Origin of the sequence: Dietzia sp. SL131 (assembly GCF_026672565.1) — a bacterium.
GTDB classification, from domain to species: Bacteria; Actinomycetota; Actinomycetes; order Mycobacteriales; family Mycobacteriaceae; genus Dietzia; species Dietzia kunjamensis.
The window spans coordinates 853,634-868,496 of sequence record NZ_JAPPRI010000003.1; the positions used below are offsets into that span (position 1 = coordinate 853,634).

Here is a 14,863-nt window from a genome sequence, read left to right on the forward strand (position 1 = left end):
TGTCGATCGGGTGGTGGTCAGGCGAGGTAGGACAAGGTGGTCATCATTCCGGCTTCCTGGTGGTAGGCGTTGTGGCAGTGGAAGGCCCATTGGCCGGGGTTGTTCGCGTCGAACTCGATCTCGATAGTCCGCATGGGGCGGATCGTGACGGTGTCTTTGCGCAGCCCGCTGTCGGCGAGGGCGAAGGTGTGACCGTGAAGGTGCATCGGGTGGGCCATGTCGGACATGTTGCGCAGCCGCATCCGGACCCGGTCGTCGCGGGAGACCTCCAACGGCGTGGTGTCGGGGTGGGTTTGCCCGTTGAGTGTCCAGCGATACGGCATCATGCTGCCGCCCATGTCGACGCTGAGGTAGCGGTCGTGCCCCCGGTCCGGCAATCGTGAGTCCGGCGCTGGGGTCAGATCCGCGGCCAGCAGCACCGGTCCGTCGAGTTCGCCGGGGCGCGGGTCGGCGGGTAGCTCGCCGGCCCCGGTGCGCACGAGGGCGTACCCGTACCCGTTCTTGCCTTCTGCTTCGGCGAAGAGGGGAAACACCCCGTCTGTCAGCGTGACCACGGCGTCGACCCTCTCGCCCATCCCGAGCAGGATCGCCTCCGTCTCCTGGGGAGCGGTGGGAAAGCCGTCGGTGTCGGTGACGGTCATCGTGTGTCCGCCGAGGGCGACGCGGAAGAACGTGTCCGCCCCGGCGTTGATGATCCGGATCTTCGCGCGTTGGCCCGGGCTGGCAGTCCATGAGATCGGATCGGCCGGGACTCGGCCGTTGACCAGGTAGTGCGGATAGTGGACGTCCCCGGCGACACCGAGCAACCGGGAGGTCATCATCGGGTTGCTGGACCGTGCGCCCCCCATCTGGCCGTGCCCCATTCCGGCCATCGGCCGGCCCTGAGCGCCGGGGGCATCCATGCCCACTCGCCCGGCGGCGTCCTCGGGCGTGCCGTCGATGCCGTCGATCCAGTCGTCGAGGACGACGATCCATTCGTGGTCATAGTCCCCGGGGTCGGCGGGATCGTCGATGATCAGCGGACCGTACAGGCCCCGGTCGAGCTGTAGCCCGGAGTGTGAGTGGTACCAATGAGTCCCGGCGTGGGGGACTGTGAAGTCGTAGGTGAACCGGGCGCCCGGATGGATCGGGTCCTGGGTCAGACCGGGCACTCCGTCCATATCGTTGCGCAGGGCGATGCCGTGCCAGTGCACGCTCGTCTCCTGGTCGAGCTGGTTATCCACCTCGACTTGCAGCAGATCTCCTGCCCGGGCCCGCAGGACCGGACCCGGAACAGTGTCAGCAAATGCCCAGGTCGACACCACGAGACCACCGAGATCGACCTCCACCGGGCGCGGGGACAGCCGAGCGTTCACCACCTGCTGGCCTGGTCGCTGCCGCTCGGCCTCCAGGTCCCGGATCGCCGGATCCGACGCCGACACCGGCACCCCCGAGGGCGCCGGCTCGCTGCAGGCGGTCACCGCACCCGCGCCGGCCAGGACCGAACCGATGAGAAATGCCCGCCGCGACAACTCCTTCATCGGTCGCCCTCCGAGGGCGACGGCCCGAACAGGGCAGTGACCAGGAGCAAGGTTGACGCCCACAGTGCGGTGACGACCACGGCGCCGACGGTCAATGCGACCCATCCGAGCATGAGGTACCTCCCGTGTCCGACTCGACCGCCCATGGTGACCGGCCACCCGAGCGTTCTGGATGGAGATCGTGTGAAGATTCGGTCAAGGCGCCCACTCGGGTGAAGGATTTCCAGGAGTTGCGGCGAAGATGGCCTGCATGCCCCCTTCCGTTTCTGGCGCTCGCCGTTCGAATCCCCAGCAGCACGCCGGTCCGCGGGCGCTGGTGGTCGATGACGAGGAGCCCCTCGCCGACCTGGTCGGGTCCTATCTCGAGCGCGACGGGTTCGATGTCACGATCACCGGGGACGGACAGGAGGCGGTGGGTCTGGCTCGTCGAATCGATCCCGATGTCATCGTTCTCGACCTGGGGCTGCCCGGGCTGGACGGGATCGAGGTATGCCGTCAGGTCAGGACGCACTCCGACGCCTACATCGTCATGCTTACGGCCCGGACCGAGGAGGTCGACACGCTGATCGGCCTGTCCGTCGGCGCGGATGACTACATGACCAAACCGTTCAGCCCGCGCGAGCTCTCGGCCAGGATCCAGGCGATGATGCGCAGACCTCGAACCGGCGCCACCGAAATCGACCACGGCAGGTCGCCGGAGCAGGTACGGACCGTCGGCGACCTGACTATTGACACCGCGGGCCGAGAGGTCACCGTCGGCGGCGCCGATGTCGCGCTGACCCGCACCGAGTTCGACATCCTCGCCGCGCTCGCCCGCGACCCTGGGGTCGTCTTCAGCCGAGCCCAGCTGATGGCCGCCGTGTGGGGCCCGAACTGGGTGGGTGATGACCACTTGGTAGACGTCCACATCGGTCACCTTCGCCGCAAGCTGGGCGACGATGCCTCCCGAGGCCGTTTCGTACGCACGGTCAGAGGAGTTGGTTACCGCATGGGAACCGGCCAGTGAACGACATACCATCGCCGGACGCGACTGAAACTCGGCCCCGCACCAGCCGACGCGTCGCTGGGTTCAGCTTCGGAACCCGCCTGCTTCTGGCCATGTCCAGTGTGGTCGTCGGGTGCGCGGTCAGCGCGTGGCTCGTCGCCTCCGCCCTGGCCCCGGGCATTTTCCACGACCACCTCGGTCAAGCCGGCATCGACCACGATTCGAACGAAGCAGCCCACGTCGAAGAAGCCTTCACGGTCGCCATAGTCCTTGCTTGGGGGCTGGCGGTGGCCATCGCGGTCCTGGTGGCCTTGCTCACCAGTTGGTACCTCACCCGCCGGGTCCAGCGCTCGGTCACCATGGTTACCACTTCGACGGCAGACATAGCGCGTGGGCACTACGAGACCCGGATGGCGAGTCCGAAACTTGGCCGGGAGTTCGACGATCTGGCGACCAGCGTCAACGAACTGGCCAGGCGTCTCGATGCGACAGACGCCACCAGGCGAAGGATGCTCGCGGATCTGGGCCACGAGCTGCGCACCCCGCTGGCCACCATCGACTCCTACCTCGAGGCCGTGGACGACGGAGTCCGTACCTTCGACGACTCCACAAGGCAGGTGTTGTGGGCGGCCACCCGGCGGCTCGAACGCCTCGCGTCGGACATTGTCGACGTCTCCGATGCAGAAGAACACCTCACACGACTGCAACCAGCCCGAACCACCACTAAAGCCCTGGTGGAAACGGCAGTCAACGCAGCACGCGAACGCTACTCGGACAAAGGTGTCCAGCTGCACATGGGTGAGATCGAACCAACCGACGTCACCGTGGACGTCGAGCGAATAGGACAGGTACTGGGAAACCTCCTCGACAACGCCCTACGACACACACCGACCGGAGGGACCGTCACCCTCAGCGCTGTTCGTTCGAGAAACGAACACAACCGCGATCACCGTCTCCGACACCGGGGAAGGGATCGCCGCACAGCACCTAGATCATCTCTTCGACCGCTTCTACCGAGCCGATCCCGCCCGAGGCCGAAACGCAGGCGGCACCGGAATCGGCCTGGCGATCACCCGAGCACTGGTCGAAGCACACGGAGGACGAATCCGAGTAAGCAGCCGCGGCACAGGCCACGGAGCACAATTCACCCTCGAACTCCCCTGCACGGCAGAGACGCCAGGAACGAAACTGCTTTAGCAAACTTGCACCTCCCCGTCATCTGTCCGCCCAACCCCGCTGCACTCCCCGCGCACGTCAGTGCTTGAGTGGTCGGTCTAGTCCCAGGGTGTCAGTCTCGCGGCCGCGGACAGCGATTCTCCGGTGTGGTGGCAGCAATCAAGCTGAGCCTGCGGCGGCGCTGCGGAGCGGGAGTACGGAATGGTTGGTCAGCTCGAGAACGGTCTCGCCGCTGGTGTCGGCGAGTTCTGCGGTTATGGTCACTTTCGCATCGCCGCGTTCGGGTCGTGGAGTCATCACTTGCACTGTCAGGTGTCCGGTCAATGTGGTGTCCGGCCGCACCGGCCGACGGAACTGAATCTCGAAACTGCGTCCCACCCCTCCCGTGAAACGGGACCAGAAGGCGGGCACGGCCAAGCGCTGGTAGATCGCCAAGGTGTGTAGTCCACTGGCGATGACGCCACCGAGCGGGGTTGTCGCGGCCGCGGTCGGGTCGGTGTGGATGAACACCGGATCCCACTGTCGTGCGTAGGTGACGATCTCCTCCTCGGTGATGGTGTAGCTCCCGAGTGGGATTAGTTGGCCGGGTTCGAGATCGTCCGCGTAGTAGATGTCGGTCATGTCGCCCTCCCAAGTAGTCGGCCCAAACCGGCCTCAGATCGCGGGAGGCCTCCATGACTTCCGAGCTTTGGCGAGCCAATACTGGCTTCGGGTCTAGCCGATGCCCGAGTGATCAGAGTTCACGACGTCACAAACCTCGGACTCCACACGCGTCCCGACTCCGTGACCCGGGTCCCAGAGGCGCCCACGATGAGCAGGCACTTCATGTCGACGGAGTCGCAGTCGAGGTCGGCGAGAGTCGTCACGGTGAGGGATTCCTCGGTTCGCCCAACATCACGGCCCACGACCACTGGCGTCGTCGGGCAGCGGTGGCGGAGTAGGACCTCGCGGGCGTCGGAGACCTGGTGGGTGCGCGAGCGGGAGGCGGGGTTGTAGACCGCCAGGACCAGATCCGCGGCGGCGATCGCGTCCAGCCGCTGGTCGATCACGTCCCACGGCTTGAGCCGGTCCGACAGGCTCATCACTGCGAAGTCGGCGCCGATGGGAGCGCCCGCGCGCGCGGCGACCGCCTGCACGGCCGAGACGCCGGGAGCGACGCGGACGTCGATGCCGGTGAAGCGCGGATCCTCCGCGGCCTCGAACACCGCCGAGGCCATGCCGAACACGCCCGCGTCGCCGCCGGAGACCACGGCCACTTGCTCGCCCGCGCCGGCCAACTCCAGGGCGAGTGCTGCGCGGTCGACCTCGACGGTGTTGCCCGAGCAATGGCGACGCAGCCCGGGCCGCTGGGGAACCCTGTCGACGTACGGGGCGTACCCCACCACGTGGTCGACCTCGGACAGGATCCGCGAGGCCTCCGGGGTGAGCCAGTCCTGCGGCCCCGGGCCCAGGCCGACGACGTGCACGACGCCGCGCGATGCTGGGGACTGCTCGTCGGCAGAGTTGGCCGAGCCGGCGGTAAGCGCCGGGGAGGGCTCCCCGGGTGCAGAGAGCTGCGCGGGCCGGCGGCCGGTGGGGTCGGAGTGCTGAGAGTCGCCGGGGACGACGATGAGCGAGAAGTACGGCACGGAGTCCGGGTCGACCTCGCTGACCGGGTGATGTGCCTCCGCGTCGGTCGACGCCCGCTCCACATAGACCGCGCCGTCGAGCCGACCAGCCGCCTCGAGGGCCCGCCGGACGGCGGGGAAGTTGCGGCCGAGCTTCATAATGATTGCGCCGTCGGTGTCTGCAAGCCGCCGCGCGAGCTCGGGCTCGGGCAGAGTGCCCGGCAGGACGGTGAGGACGTCGGTTTGCCGGACCAGGGGAGTGGCGGCCGCGGCGGTGGCGGCGGCGAACGCGGGAATGCCCGGCACGATCTCGGTGTCGAACCGAGGGGCGAGCTTGTCGTGCATGTACATGAAGGAGCCGTAGAACAGCGGGTCCCCCTCGGACAGCAGCACCACGTCGCGGCCGGCGGCGAGGTGTGCGGCCAGCCGCTGCGCGCTGCGCTCGTAGAAGTCCGCGATCGCGCCCGCGTATCCGCCCGGGTGGTCGGTGACGCCCGTGGTCACGGGGTACTCCAGTCGCTCCTCGATCGCGCCAGAAGGGATGAGGTCGGCGGCAATGCGGCGGGCGTTGGACTCCTTGCCGCGCCCGGCGTGAAAGGCCACGACGTCGGCCGCGCCGATGAGCCGGGCGGCCTTGAGGGTGAGCAGCTCGGGATCGCCGGGTCCCACGCCGACGCCGTACAGCCGGCCGGTCACTCCGCCTCCTGCGCCAGGGCGTTTACGGCAGAGGCGGTCATCGCGGACCCGCCGCGCCGCCCGTGCACTGTGACAAAGGGGATGTCGATGCCGTGGTCGTCGGCGAACTCGGCGAGCGCTGCCTTGGACTCGGCGGCTCCGATGAAACCCACGGGGCAGCCGACGATCGCGGCGGGTCGGGGAGCGCCGTCGAGAAGCATCTCCAACAGGTGGAACAGGGCGGTGGGGGCGTTGCCGATCGCGACGACGGCGCCGTCGAGGCGATCGCCCCACAACGCCAGCGCGGCGGCGGAGCGGGTCGTGCCCATCCGCGCGGCCAGGTCGCGGACGCCGGGATCGGCCAGGGTGCACACCACGTCGTTGGCGCGGGGGAGCCGGGCCCGGGTGATCCCGGAGGCGACCATGTGGGCGTCGCAGAGGATCGGCGCGCCGGCGTCGAGCGCGGACCTGGCCGCGCTGACCAGGCCGGGGTGCACCTGCAGGTCACGGGGCAGGTCGGTCTGACCGGTGCCGTGCACCATCCGCACGGCGAGTCGCTCGGCGTCCGCCGGAACGCGGGACAGGTCGGTCTCGCGGCGGATGGTCGCGAAGGAGTCGACGTAGATGGCGGGCCCGTCGTCGAGGTAGTCGTAGCGACGCGGCGGCCTCAAGGCAGCACTCATGGGGTCCTCCTCGGGGTTCTCGCCCCGGTGTGAGAAGTCGCAGCGACGCGGTGGGAGCGCGCTGATCCCCGGTGAGTATCTGGCTGGGCCCATCGGCTCGACGGGCCTCACAGTGGCGGAACCGCCCCGGACTTGCACCGGGTTCCTCGCCGTGGGACAGCCCGCAGCCTACTCGCGGACGACCAGCACCCCGCGCCACGGGGTCACGATGAGCTCGGCGACGTCGCCGCCGGTGAGCCGGGCGATGAGGGTGCGGCCGAGGATCCCGTCCGGCGCCGCGACGTGCTCGATCCGCCCCGCCGACCCCGCGACCGGCCCGTACGGCAGCGCCGGGGCCGGGCTCGGGAGCCGGTCGTCCACGGGGTGGGCCGCGACGAGGGGGTTGGCAGTTCCCGCACGTGCCACGGGGCGTCCGGCCCGACGCCGCGGGCGTCGACGAACTCGCGGGCCAGCTCGACCAGCCGCTCGGCGGCGTCAGTCAGCGGCACGACGTCCGACCACTGCTCACCCACCCGCAGCTGCGCGATGTCGGCATCCAAGGCGACCAGGCCCAGATCGCAGGAGCGCTCGAGCAGGTCCCCGCGGCCGTCGTCCAGGACGAACAAGAACCGGCCCGGCAAGCCGCCGAGCGCGGGATCGGCCAGCAGCCCGGCGTCCAGCGCCTCGGTCACCGGCCGCAGGTCCGCGCGGCCCCGGGCCTGCCCGCCGAACGACTCGCCCAGGCCCGTCAGCGGCGAGACGAGGACGTTGCGCACCAGCTCGTGCCCGGGCGCGGGGAGCAGGCCCGTCTCCGCGATCGCCGCCACCACCTCGCCGGGCAGCTGCCCGTCCGGACCGATCGGCAGAGCCCGCAGTTGCAGGTTCGCGCGTGTCGTGACGTGCACGTTGTCGTCGTCGCCGTATCTCACGGCGACCCCGTGCAGGCCGGCCAGTGCCGCCGGTGACACGCGGCCGCCCGGCACGCGCAGCCGGACCAGGGCGCCGTCGGAGGCCGGCCACGGCCGCAGGACGCCCGGGCACATGTCGCCACGGGTCCGGCGGGTGGGTTCGGCGATGCTCACGGGGGCCATTGTGGCAGCCCGACGCGCGCGTTCATTTTCCCGATCCCCGGTGGTAAGTTTCTCTTCACAACTGAAGAAACGGAGCTCCACCGTGACACCTCGCCGCGTACCCACCCTTCTCGCCTCCGTCCTCACCGCAGTCGCACTGGTCGCGGCCGGGTGTTCGTCGGACGCCGCCACCGAACCCGCCGCCGCCGAAGCGGCCACCACCACCACGGCATCACCGGCCGCCGGGTCCGTCGCTGGGGTGACCGTCCCGGACGCGTTCACCGCGATCACCGTGGTCCCCATCGGGAGCCCGCCGCTGCCGTTCAAGGGCACCGACGGCAAGTACCACGTGGCCTACGACCTGCAGCTCACCAACGCCACCAAGGTGCCGGCGAGCGTGGACAAGATCGATGTGGTGGACGGCGCCGATCCCTCCAAGGTCATCGCCAGCTTCTCCGCCAACGAGCTGGTGGATCCGGACTGCGTCTTCGGCGACTGCAACCGCCTGCGGGACCTGCCCGCCGGGTACGTCGACACCGCGCAGATCCCGCCGCAGGAGAGCCGGGTCGTGTTCATCGACTTCACCCTCGACTCGCTCGACCAGGCCCCGGACGCGGTGCTGCACCACCTCTACGGGACCGGCGCCGCCTCGCCGGCGTTCGGGGAGCCGGGGCCCATCGACTACCTCACGACACCGGTCGTCTTCTCCACCCGGACCGTTCCGGTCATCGCACCGCCCGTGCGGGGCGAGAACTGGGTGGCCCTCAACGGGTGTTGCGAACCGGGGTTCCCGCACCGCAGCTCGGTGATGTCGGTCAACGGCAAGCTCAACAACAGCCAGCGCTTCGCGATCGACTGGAAGCGCACCAACGACCAGGGCGAGTTCTATACCGGCGACAGGAACCACAACGAGAGCTACGTGGACTACGGCGCCGAGATCCTCGCCGTCGCCGACGCCACCGTCGTCTCGGTCCTCGACGGGATGGACGCCAACGCGCCGGGGGTCCTGCCCGCGAGCAACCCGGAACTGGCCTCCAAGCTCACCGTCGAGAACGTGGACGGCAACCACGTGGTGCTCGACCTCGGTGACGGCGTGTACGCGATGTACGCACACATGATCTCCGGCTCGGTCACGGTGAAACCCGGCGACACGGTGACCGAGGGCCAGGTGCTGGGCAAGCTCGGGAACACCGGCAACGCCAACGCCTCGCACCTGCACTTCCAGCTCATGGACGGGCCGAGCCTGCTCGAGGCCGACTCGCTGCCGTACGAGCTGAAGGGGTTCGACTACGCCGGGCAGGTCCCGCCGCAGCGGATCGCCGACGCCGACGACTTCCTGTCCGGCACCTTCGTCGACGGGGCGACCCTCTCGCCGGAGCCGCGGATGAACGAGCTGCCCCTCAACCTCGCGGTGGTGGACTTCCCCTGACCGGGACGGCCGTCCCCGGCTGACGCGAGGCAGCCAGGTAAGTCGCTCCTGACCCTCGCGCGACGGCCGGGCGGCCACTGGCGGGGTCCGCCGGATAGGCTCGCCGGTGCCGTGGTGTTCGGGAAGCCGGAGGAAAAGCCGGCGCGGCCCTCGCCACTGTAGTCGCGGAGTCACGCGGCCCTCGTCCGTCCCTCACGGGTCGGAGACCACTGGATCCACGGGTCCGGGAAGGTCGGTCGCACGGCGTTGATGCGGAAGCCAGGAGACCGGCCACGGCGACATGTTCCACGAGGGTTTGGAGAAGAACATGCGCCCCACCCGGCGTTTGGCGTCCCCTGATGGCGCCTCGGCACAGCACGACGTGCCCCGCATCACCCTGTTGTCCACCTCCGACACGGACCTGCTCTCCGCGCGCGAATCCGGCGCGGCGTTCACGCTCGGCAACCCGTCTCGACTCGACGTCGAGGCGAATCTGCCCGAACTGCTCGACGGCGCCGACCTGGTGGTGGTCCGCATCCTCGGCTCGCGGCGATCGTGGGACGCCGGGTTCGCCGCCGTGCTCGGCGCGGGCGTTCCGGTGGTGGTCCTGGGTGGCGAGCAGACCCCCGACGCCGACCTTATGGAGCTGTCCACCGTCCCGATCGGCACCGCGGCCGAGGCACACCGCTATCTCGCCGAGGGCGGCCCGGGCAACCTGGCGCAGCTGCACGCGTTCCTGGCCGACACCGTGTTGCTCACCGGCGCCGGGTTCGAGCCGCCGGAGAACGTGCCGGTGTGGGGTATGCCGCCGCGGCCGGACACGACGGAAGCCCCCGGCCTGCCCCGCGTGGGCGTGCTCTACTACCGCGCCCACGAGGTGAGCGGGAACTCCGGGTTCGCCCACGCGCTGGCCGACGCGATCGACGCCGCTGGCGCGGTGGGTGTGCCGGTCTTCGCCGGCTCCCTGCGCTCGGCCCCCGACGAGTTGTTCGACGCCCTTGGCACTCTCGATGCGCTGGTCGTGACGGTTCTCGCCGCCGGCGGCACCACTCCCGGCACGGTGAGCGCGGGCGGCGAGGACGAGACGTGGGACGTCGAGCGCATCGCCGCGCTCGACATTCCCGTATTGCAGGGCCTGTGCCTGACGTGGAGCCGCGAGGACTGGGCGGCCTCCGACGACGGCGTCAACCCGCTGGACTCCGCCAACCAGATCGCGATCCCCGAGTTCGACGGCCGGATCATCACTGCGCCGTTCTCGTTCAAGGAGATCGACGCCGACGGACTGCCCCGCTACGTGGCCGATCCCGAGCGGTGCGCGCGTGTCGCCGGGATCGCCGTGGCCCACGCGCGGCTGCGCCATGTGGCGCCCGCCGACCGCAAGGTCGCGCTGGTCCTGTCGGCCTATCCGACCAAGCACTCCCGCATCGGCAACGCCGTCGGTCTGGACACCCCGGTCTCGACCATCCGCCTGCTGCGCCGGATGCGCGACGAGGGTTACGACCTGGGCCCGGACGACGGCCCCATCGCGCGCTTTCTCGATCGACCGGGCCTCGACCTCACCGAGCCGGGGGCGGATGGCACCGTCGCGGAGGGCGGTTTCCCCGACGACACCGCCGCCGGCGACGCTCTCATTCACGCGCTTATCGCCGCGGGCGGGCAGGACGAGGAGTGGCTCACCAGCGCCCAGCTCACCGACAGCCACGTCCGGATCTCCACCGATGACTACCTGCGCTGGACCGCGGGTCTGCCCGAGACGCTGCGCGCGGAGATGGTCGAGGCGTGGGGGCCCGCGCCGGGCGAGCTGTTCGTCAACGACGCCGGCGAGATCGTCCTGGCCACCATCCAGGCCGGCAACGTCGTCCTGTTGATCCAGCCGCCCCGCGGATTCGGCGAGAACCCGGTCGCCATCTATCACGACCCCGAGCTCGCGCCCTCCCACCACTACCTGGCCGCCTACCGCTGGCTCGCCCACGGCTTCGGCGCGCACGCGCTGGTGCACATCGGCAAGCACGGCTCGCTGGAGTGGCTGCCGGGCAAGAACGCCGCGCTCTCGGCGGACTGTGCCACCGACGCGGCGATCGCCGACCTGCCGCTGATCTACCCCTTCCTCGTCAACGACCCCGGCGAGGGCGCCCAGGCCAAGCGCCGCGCGCACGCGACGATCGTCGACCACCTGGTCCCGCCCATGGCGCGTGCCGAGTCGTACGGGGACATCGCCCGCCTGGAGCAGCTGCTCGACGAGTACGGGAACATCGCGTCGATGGACCCGGCCAAGCTCCCGGCCATCCGCGCGCAGATCTGGACCCTCATGCAGTCCGCGCACATGCACGAGGACCTGGGCCTCGAGCAGCGGCCCGACGACGAGGAGTTCGACGACTTCCTCCTCCACGTCGACGGCTGGCTGTGCGAGATCAAGGACGTCCAGATCCGCGACGGCCTGCACGTCCTGGGCCAGGCGCCCGCGGGCGAGGCGCGCGTCAACCTGGTGCTGGCGATCCTGCGGGCCTCGCAGGTGTGGGGCGGCGAGTCCGGCGCGGTTCCGGGCCTGCGCCGCGCACTCGGGCTGGCCGAGGGCGCGCCGACCGAGGAGGTCGACCGGGTTGAGGCGCTGGCCAAGGCGCTGGTCGAGGGCATGGACGCGCGGGAGTGGGACGTCGCCGCGGTGCCCGACGTCCTCGCCGCCGCGGGCCTCACCGCGGGTGGGGCGGGTGACGGCGGCGCGGGTGACGGCGCGCCAGAGGGCGACGACGACAACGACGACGGCGACAACGACGACGAGGTCGCGCAGGTGCTCGAGTTCGCCGCCCGCGAGGTGGTGCCGCGACTGGCCGCCACTGTCGATGAGCTGGACGCCGTCATGCACGCCCTGGACGGCGGGTTCATCCCGGCCGGGCCCTCGGGATCCCCGCTGCGGGGTCTGGTCAACGTGCTGCCCACGGGCCGGAATTTCTACACGGTGGACCCGCGCGCCGTCCCGTCGCGGCTGGCGTGGGAGACCGGTCAGGCCATGGCCGACTCGCTGCTGGACCGGCACGTCGCCGAGACCGGTGAGTACCCGAGCTCGGTGGGGCTGTCGATCTGGGGCACCTCGGCCATGCGCACCTCCGGGGACGACATCGCCGAGGTCCTGGCCCTGCTGGGCGTCCGCCCCGAGTGGGACGAGGCCTCCCGCCGGGTCACGGGCCTGGAGGTGGTCCCGTCCGAGGAACTGGGCCGCCCGCGCGTCGACGTGACCGTGCGCATCTCGGGCTTCTTCCGCGATGCGTTCCCGCACGTCATCGGGATGCTCGACGACGCCGTGCGGATGGTCGCCGAGCTGGACGAGCCCGACGAACACAACTTCGTCGCCGCCCACACGCGTGCCGATCTGGCCGAGCACTCCGACCACCGCCGGGCCACCACCCGCATCTTCGGCTCCGCACCCGGCTCGTACGGCGCCGGGATCCTGCAGACCATAGAGGCGGGCAACTGGCGCGACGACCGAGACCTGGCCGAGGTCTACACCCGCTGGGGCGGGTACGCCTACGGCCGCGACCTCGACGGAGTCCCCGCGGCCGACGACATGCGCACCAACTACCGGCGCATCGCGGTGGCGGCCAAGAACATCGACACGCGAGAGCACGACATCGCCGACTCGGACGACTACTTCCAGTACCACGGCGGGATGATCGCCACCGTCCGCGCGCTCACCGGCGCCGAGCCGCGTGCCTATGTGGGCGACTCGACCACGCCCGACGCCGTCCGCACCCGGTCGCTGGCGGAGGAGACCACGCGGGTGTTCCGCGCGCGAGTGGTGAACCCGCGGTGGATCGCGGCCATGCAGCGGCACGGCTACAAGGGGGCGTTCGAGCTGGCGGCCACGGTGGACTACCTCTTCGGGTTCGATGCGACCGCCGGCGTGGTCCACGACTGGATGTACGACTCGCTCGCCCGCGAGTACGTCCTGGACGAGACCAACCAGGAGTTCCTGCGCCGGTCCAACCCGTGGGCGCTGCGCGGGATGATCGAGCGGCTCTCCGAGGCCGCCGACCGCGGGATGTGGGCCGAGCCCGACGCGGGCATCATGGACCGGATGCGGCAGATCTACCTCGACGTGGAGGGCGATCTTGAGGAGTCCCACGGTGACTGAGTTCCCCACCGGCCGCAGGCGGGTGCGGGTCGTGGGCATCGGCTCGGGCGGGCTCGACCAGATCACGGTCGAGGCCGCCCGGGCCCTGCGCGCCAGCGGCTACGCCCTCGCGGCGGTGAAAGGCCCGGCCGACCCGTTGGTCGATCTCCGCGCGCAGGTGCTCGCCCGCCACGCGCCGGGCGTCGAGTTGGTGGGTGTGCCCGATCCGGAGCGGGACCGCTCGTCGTCGTCGACCTCCTCCGACGCCGGGTATCGCGGCGTGGTGGCGGACTGGCACGAGGCCCGCTCCCTGGCCTGGGAGCGCGCGATGGCCGCGAGGCCCGGCGACGTGGCGATCCCCGTGTGGGGCGATCCGGCGTTCTACGACTCCACGCTGAGGATCCTCGACCGGATCGCCGAGCGCGGTGCGCTGGACCTGGAGGTGGAGGTCGTGCCCGGGATCTCCGCGCTCCAGGTTCTGGCCGCGCGCCACCGTCTGGTCCTGCACGAGATCGGCGGCACGGTCACCGTGACCACCGGCCGCCGGCTGCGCGAGGTCGTGGCCGCCGGCGCCGACAACGTGGTGGTGATGCTCAACGCCGACCTGCCGCTCGATGACCTGGCCGACTGGCACATCTGGTGGGGCGGCAACCTCGGTAACGCTGGCGAAACGCTCGTGGCGGGCCGGGTCGGCGACGTCCTGCCGGACCTGCGCGCGCACCGCGAGCGGCTGCGCGACGAGCACGGCTGGGTGATGGACGTGTATCTACTGCGACGCGGAGAAGGGACCACGGCCCGATGACGGCTGAGAAGGACACCGCCGGGGCGACGGCCGGGACGACCGGCGGGAAGGACAGCGCCGGCGCCACGGCCGCGCGGGACTGCGCGGGCCGGGTCGTGCTGGTCGGCGGCGGGCCGGGGAACCCGGGGCTGATGACCGTGGCCGGCCTCGACGCCGTCCGCACCGCCGACGTGGTGGTGAGCGACCGCCTGGGACCGGTGTCGATCCTCGACGAGCTCGACCCCGGCATCGAGGTGATCGACGTGGGCAAGGTGCCCTTCGGTCCGGCGACCCCGCAGGAGGAGATCAACCGGATCCTCGTCGAGCACGCGCGGCGCGGGCGCACCGTCGTCCGACTCAAGGGCGGCGACAGCTTCCTGTTCGGCCGCGGCGGCGAGGAGCACCTGGCGTGCACCGCGGCCGGGGTGCCCGTCACCGTGATCCCGGGCGTCACCTCGGCGCTGTCGGTGCCGACCCTCGCGGGCGTCCCGGCCACCCACCGCGGGCTCTCGCAGGGCGTGTCGGTGATCTCCGGCCATGTCCCGCCGGGCGACCCGCAGTCGACCCTCGACTACGGCGCGCTCGCCAGGTCCGGGACCACGCTGGTGTTGCTCATGGCGGTCACGACCCTGCCCGCCATCACTGCGGAACTCCTGGCCGAGGGGATGCCCGGGGACACCCCGGCTGTGCTGGTCGAGAGCGGCTCCACCCCGGCGCAGCGCGTCCTGCGTGGGACGCTGGCGACGATCGCGCGGCAGGCGGCCGAAGCGGAGGTCGAGCCTCCCGCGATCACGGTTATCGGGGCGGTCGCCGGGCTGGCAGGGCAGCTGTCCGCCGGAGCGAGCTGTGGGTAGTCGGCCGGCCGGGTCCG

Annotated in this window: 10 protein-coding genes, 1 pseudogene and 2 riboswitches; of the genes and pseudogenes, 6 read left to right on the top strand and 5 right to left on the bottom strand. The window is 70.7% G+C overall.

The window, feature by feature from the left end:
* Positions 1–17 precede the first annotated feature (17 nt).
* Positions 18–1,520 carry a multicopper oxidase family protein gene (locus OVA21_RS04855; RefSeq protein ID WP_096905714.1) on the bottom strand — a complete coding sequence of 501 codons (1,503 nt, stop codon included), beginning with the start codon at positions 1,518–1,520 and terminating at the stop codon, positions 18–20.
* Between the two features lie 313 nt (positions 1,521–1,833).
* Between OVA21_RS04855 and OVA21_RS04860 the strand changes: the two genes are divergently transcribed.
* Positions 1,834–2,526: a response regulator transcription factor gene (locus OVA21_RS04860; protein ID WP_096907287.1), complete on the top strand. Its 693-nt coding sequence runs from the start codon at positions 1,834–1,836 to the stop codon at positions 2,524–2,526.
* Between the two features lie 92 nt (positions 2,527–2,618).
* Positions 2,619–3,702 (top strand): annotated as a pseudogene (locus OVA21_RS04865) (sensor histidine kinase).
* A 138-nt stretch (positions 3,703–3,840) separates the two neighbouring features.
* On the opposite strand, the gene OVA21_RS04870 reads toward OVA21_RS04865, so the two are convergent.
* The 4 genes from OVA21_RS04870 to OVA21_RS04885 form a co-directional block, all read right to left on the bottom strand.
* Entirely contained in the window at positions 3,841–4,302 is a 462-nt protein-coding gene (locus tag OVA21_RS04870) for a MaoC/PaaZ C-terminal domain-containing protein (protein ID WP_096905712.1), read from the bottom strand.
* Between the two features lie 119 nt (positions 4,303–4,421).
* On the bottom strand, positions 4,422–5,984 hold the full coding sequence (locus OVA21_RS04875; protein WP_096905711.1) for a precorrin-2 C(20)-methyltransferase: 1,563 nt from the start codon (positions 5,982–5,984) through the stop codon (positions 4,422–4,424).
* Positions 5,981–6,646, bottom strand: coding sequence for a precorrin-8X methylmutase (locus OVA21_RS04880; protein ID WP_096905710.1), 666 nt, complete (start codon positions 6,644–6,646; stop codon positions 5,981–5,983). The genes OVA21_RS04875 and OVA21_RS04880 overlap by 4 nt, the downstream gene beginning before the upstream one ends.
* 53 nt (positions 6,647–6,699) lie before the next feature.
* Positions 6,700–6,848: riboswitch (cobalamin riboswitch) on the bottom strand.
* Between the two features lies 1 nt (position 6,849).
* Positions 6,850–7,707, bottom strand: a complete 858-nt coding sequence (locus OVA21_RS04885; RefSeq protein WP_268091914.1) for a nitrite reductase — start codon at positions 7,705–7,707, stop codon at positions 6,850–6,852.
* 91 nt (positions 7,708–7,798) lie between these two features.
* Here OVA21_RS04885 and OVA21_RS04890 point away from each other — a divergent pair, with 91 nt between their 5' ends.
* The 4 genes from OVA21_RS04890 (at position 7,799) to cobA (ending at position 14,846) form a co-directional block, all read left to right on the top strand.
* Positions 7,799–9,124 (top strand): M23 family metallopeptidase, encoded by a 1,326-nt coding sequence (locus OVA21_RS04890; RefSeq protein ID WP_254050480.1) that lies wholly within the window; start codon positions 7,799–7,801, stop codon positions 9,122–9,124.
* A gap of 95 nt (positions 9,125–9,219) precedes the next feature.
* A riboswitch (cobalamin riboswitch) is annotated at positions 9,220–9,413 on the top strand.
* 18 nt (positions 9,414–9,431) lie between these two features.
* Complete coding sequence (cobN, locus tag OVA21_RS04895; RefSeq protein WP_268091915.1) at positions 9,432–13,232, top strand: cobaltochelatase subunit CobN; 3,801 nt, start codon at positions 9,432–9,434, stop codon at positions 13,230–13,232.
* Positions 13,225–14,013: a precorrin-6A synthase (deacetylating) gene (cobF, locus tag OVA21_RS04900; protein ID WP_096905707.1), complete on the top strand. Its 789-nt coding sequence runs from the start codon at positions 13,225–13,227 to the stop codon at positions 14,011–14,013. Before cobN ends, cobF begins: the two co-directional genes overlap by 8 nt.
* Positions 14,010–14,846 (top strand): uroporphyrinogen-III C-methyltransferase, encoded by an 837-nt coding sequence (cobA, locus tag OVA21_RS04905; protein WP_254050479.1) that lies wholly within the window; start codon positions 14,010–14,012, stop codon positions 14,844–14,846. The genes cobF and cobA overlap by 4 nt, the downstream gene beginning before the upstream one ends.
* Positions 14,847–14,863 lie beyond the last annotated feature (17 nt).

Coding starts and splice junctions, on each gene's coding strand:
- OVA21_RS04855 (WP_096905714.1), bottom strand. CDS start 1,520: ATGAAGGAGTTGTCGCGGCGGGCATTTCTCATCGGTTCGGTCCTGGCC.
- OVA21_RS04870 (WP_096905712.1), bottom strand. CDS start 4,302: ATGACCGACATCTACTACGCGGACGATCTCGAACCCGGCCAACTAATC.
- OVA21_RS04880 (WP_096905710.1), bottom strand. CDS start 6,646: ATGAGTGCTGCCTTGAGGCCGCCGCGTCGCTACGACTACCTCGACGAC.
- cobN (WP_268091915.1), top strand. CDS start 9,432: ATGCGCCCCACCCGGCGTTTGGCGTCCCCTGATGGCGCCTCGGCACAG.
- cobA (WP_254050479.1), top strand. CDS start 14,010: ATGACGGCTGAGAAGGACACCGCCGGGGCGACGGCCGGGACGACCGGC.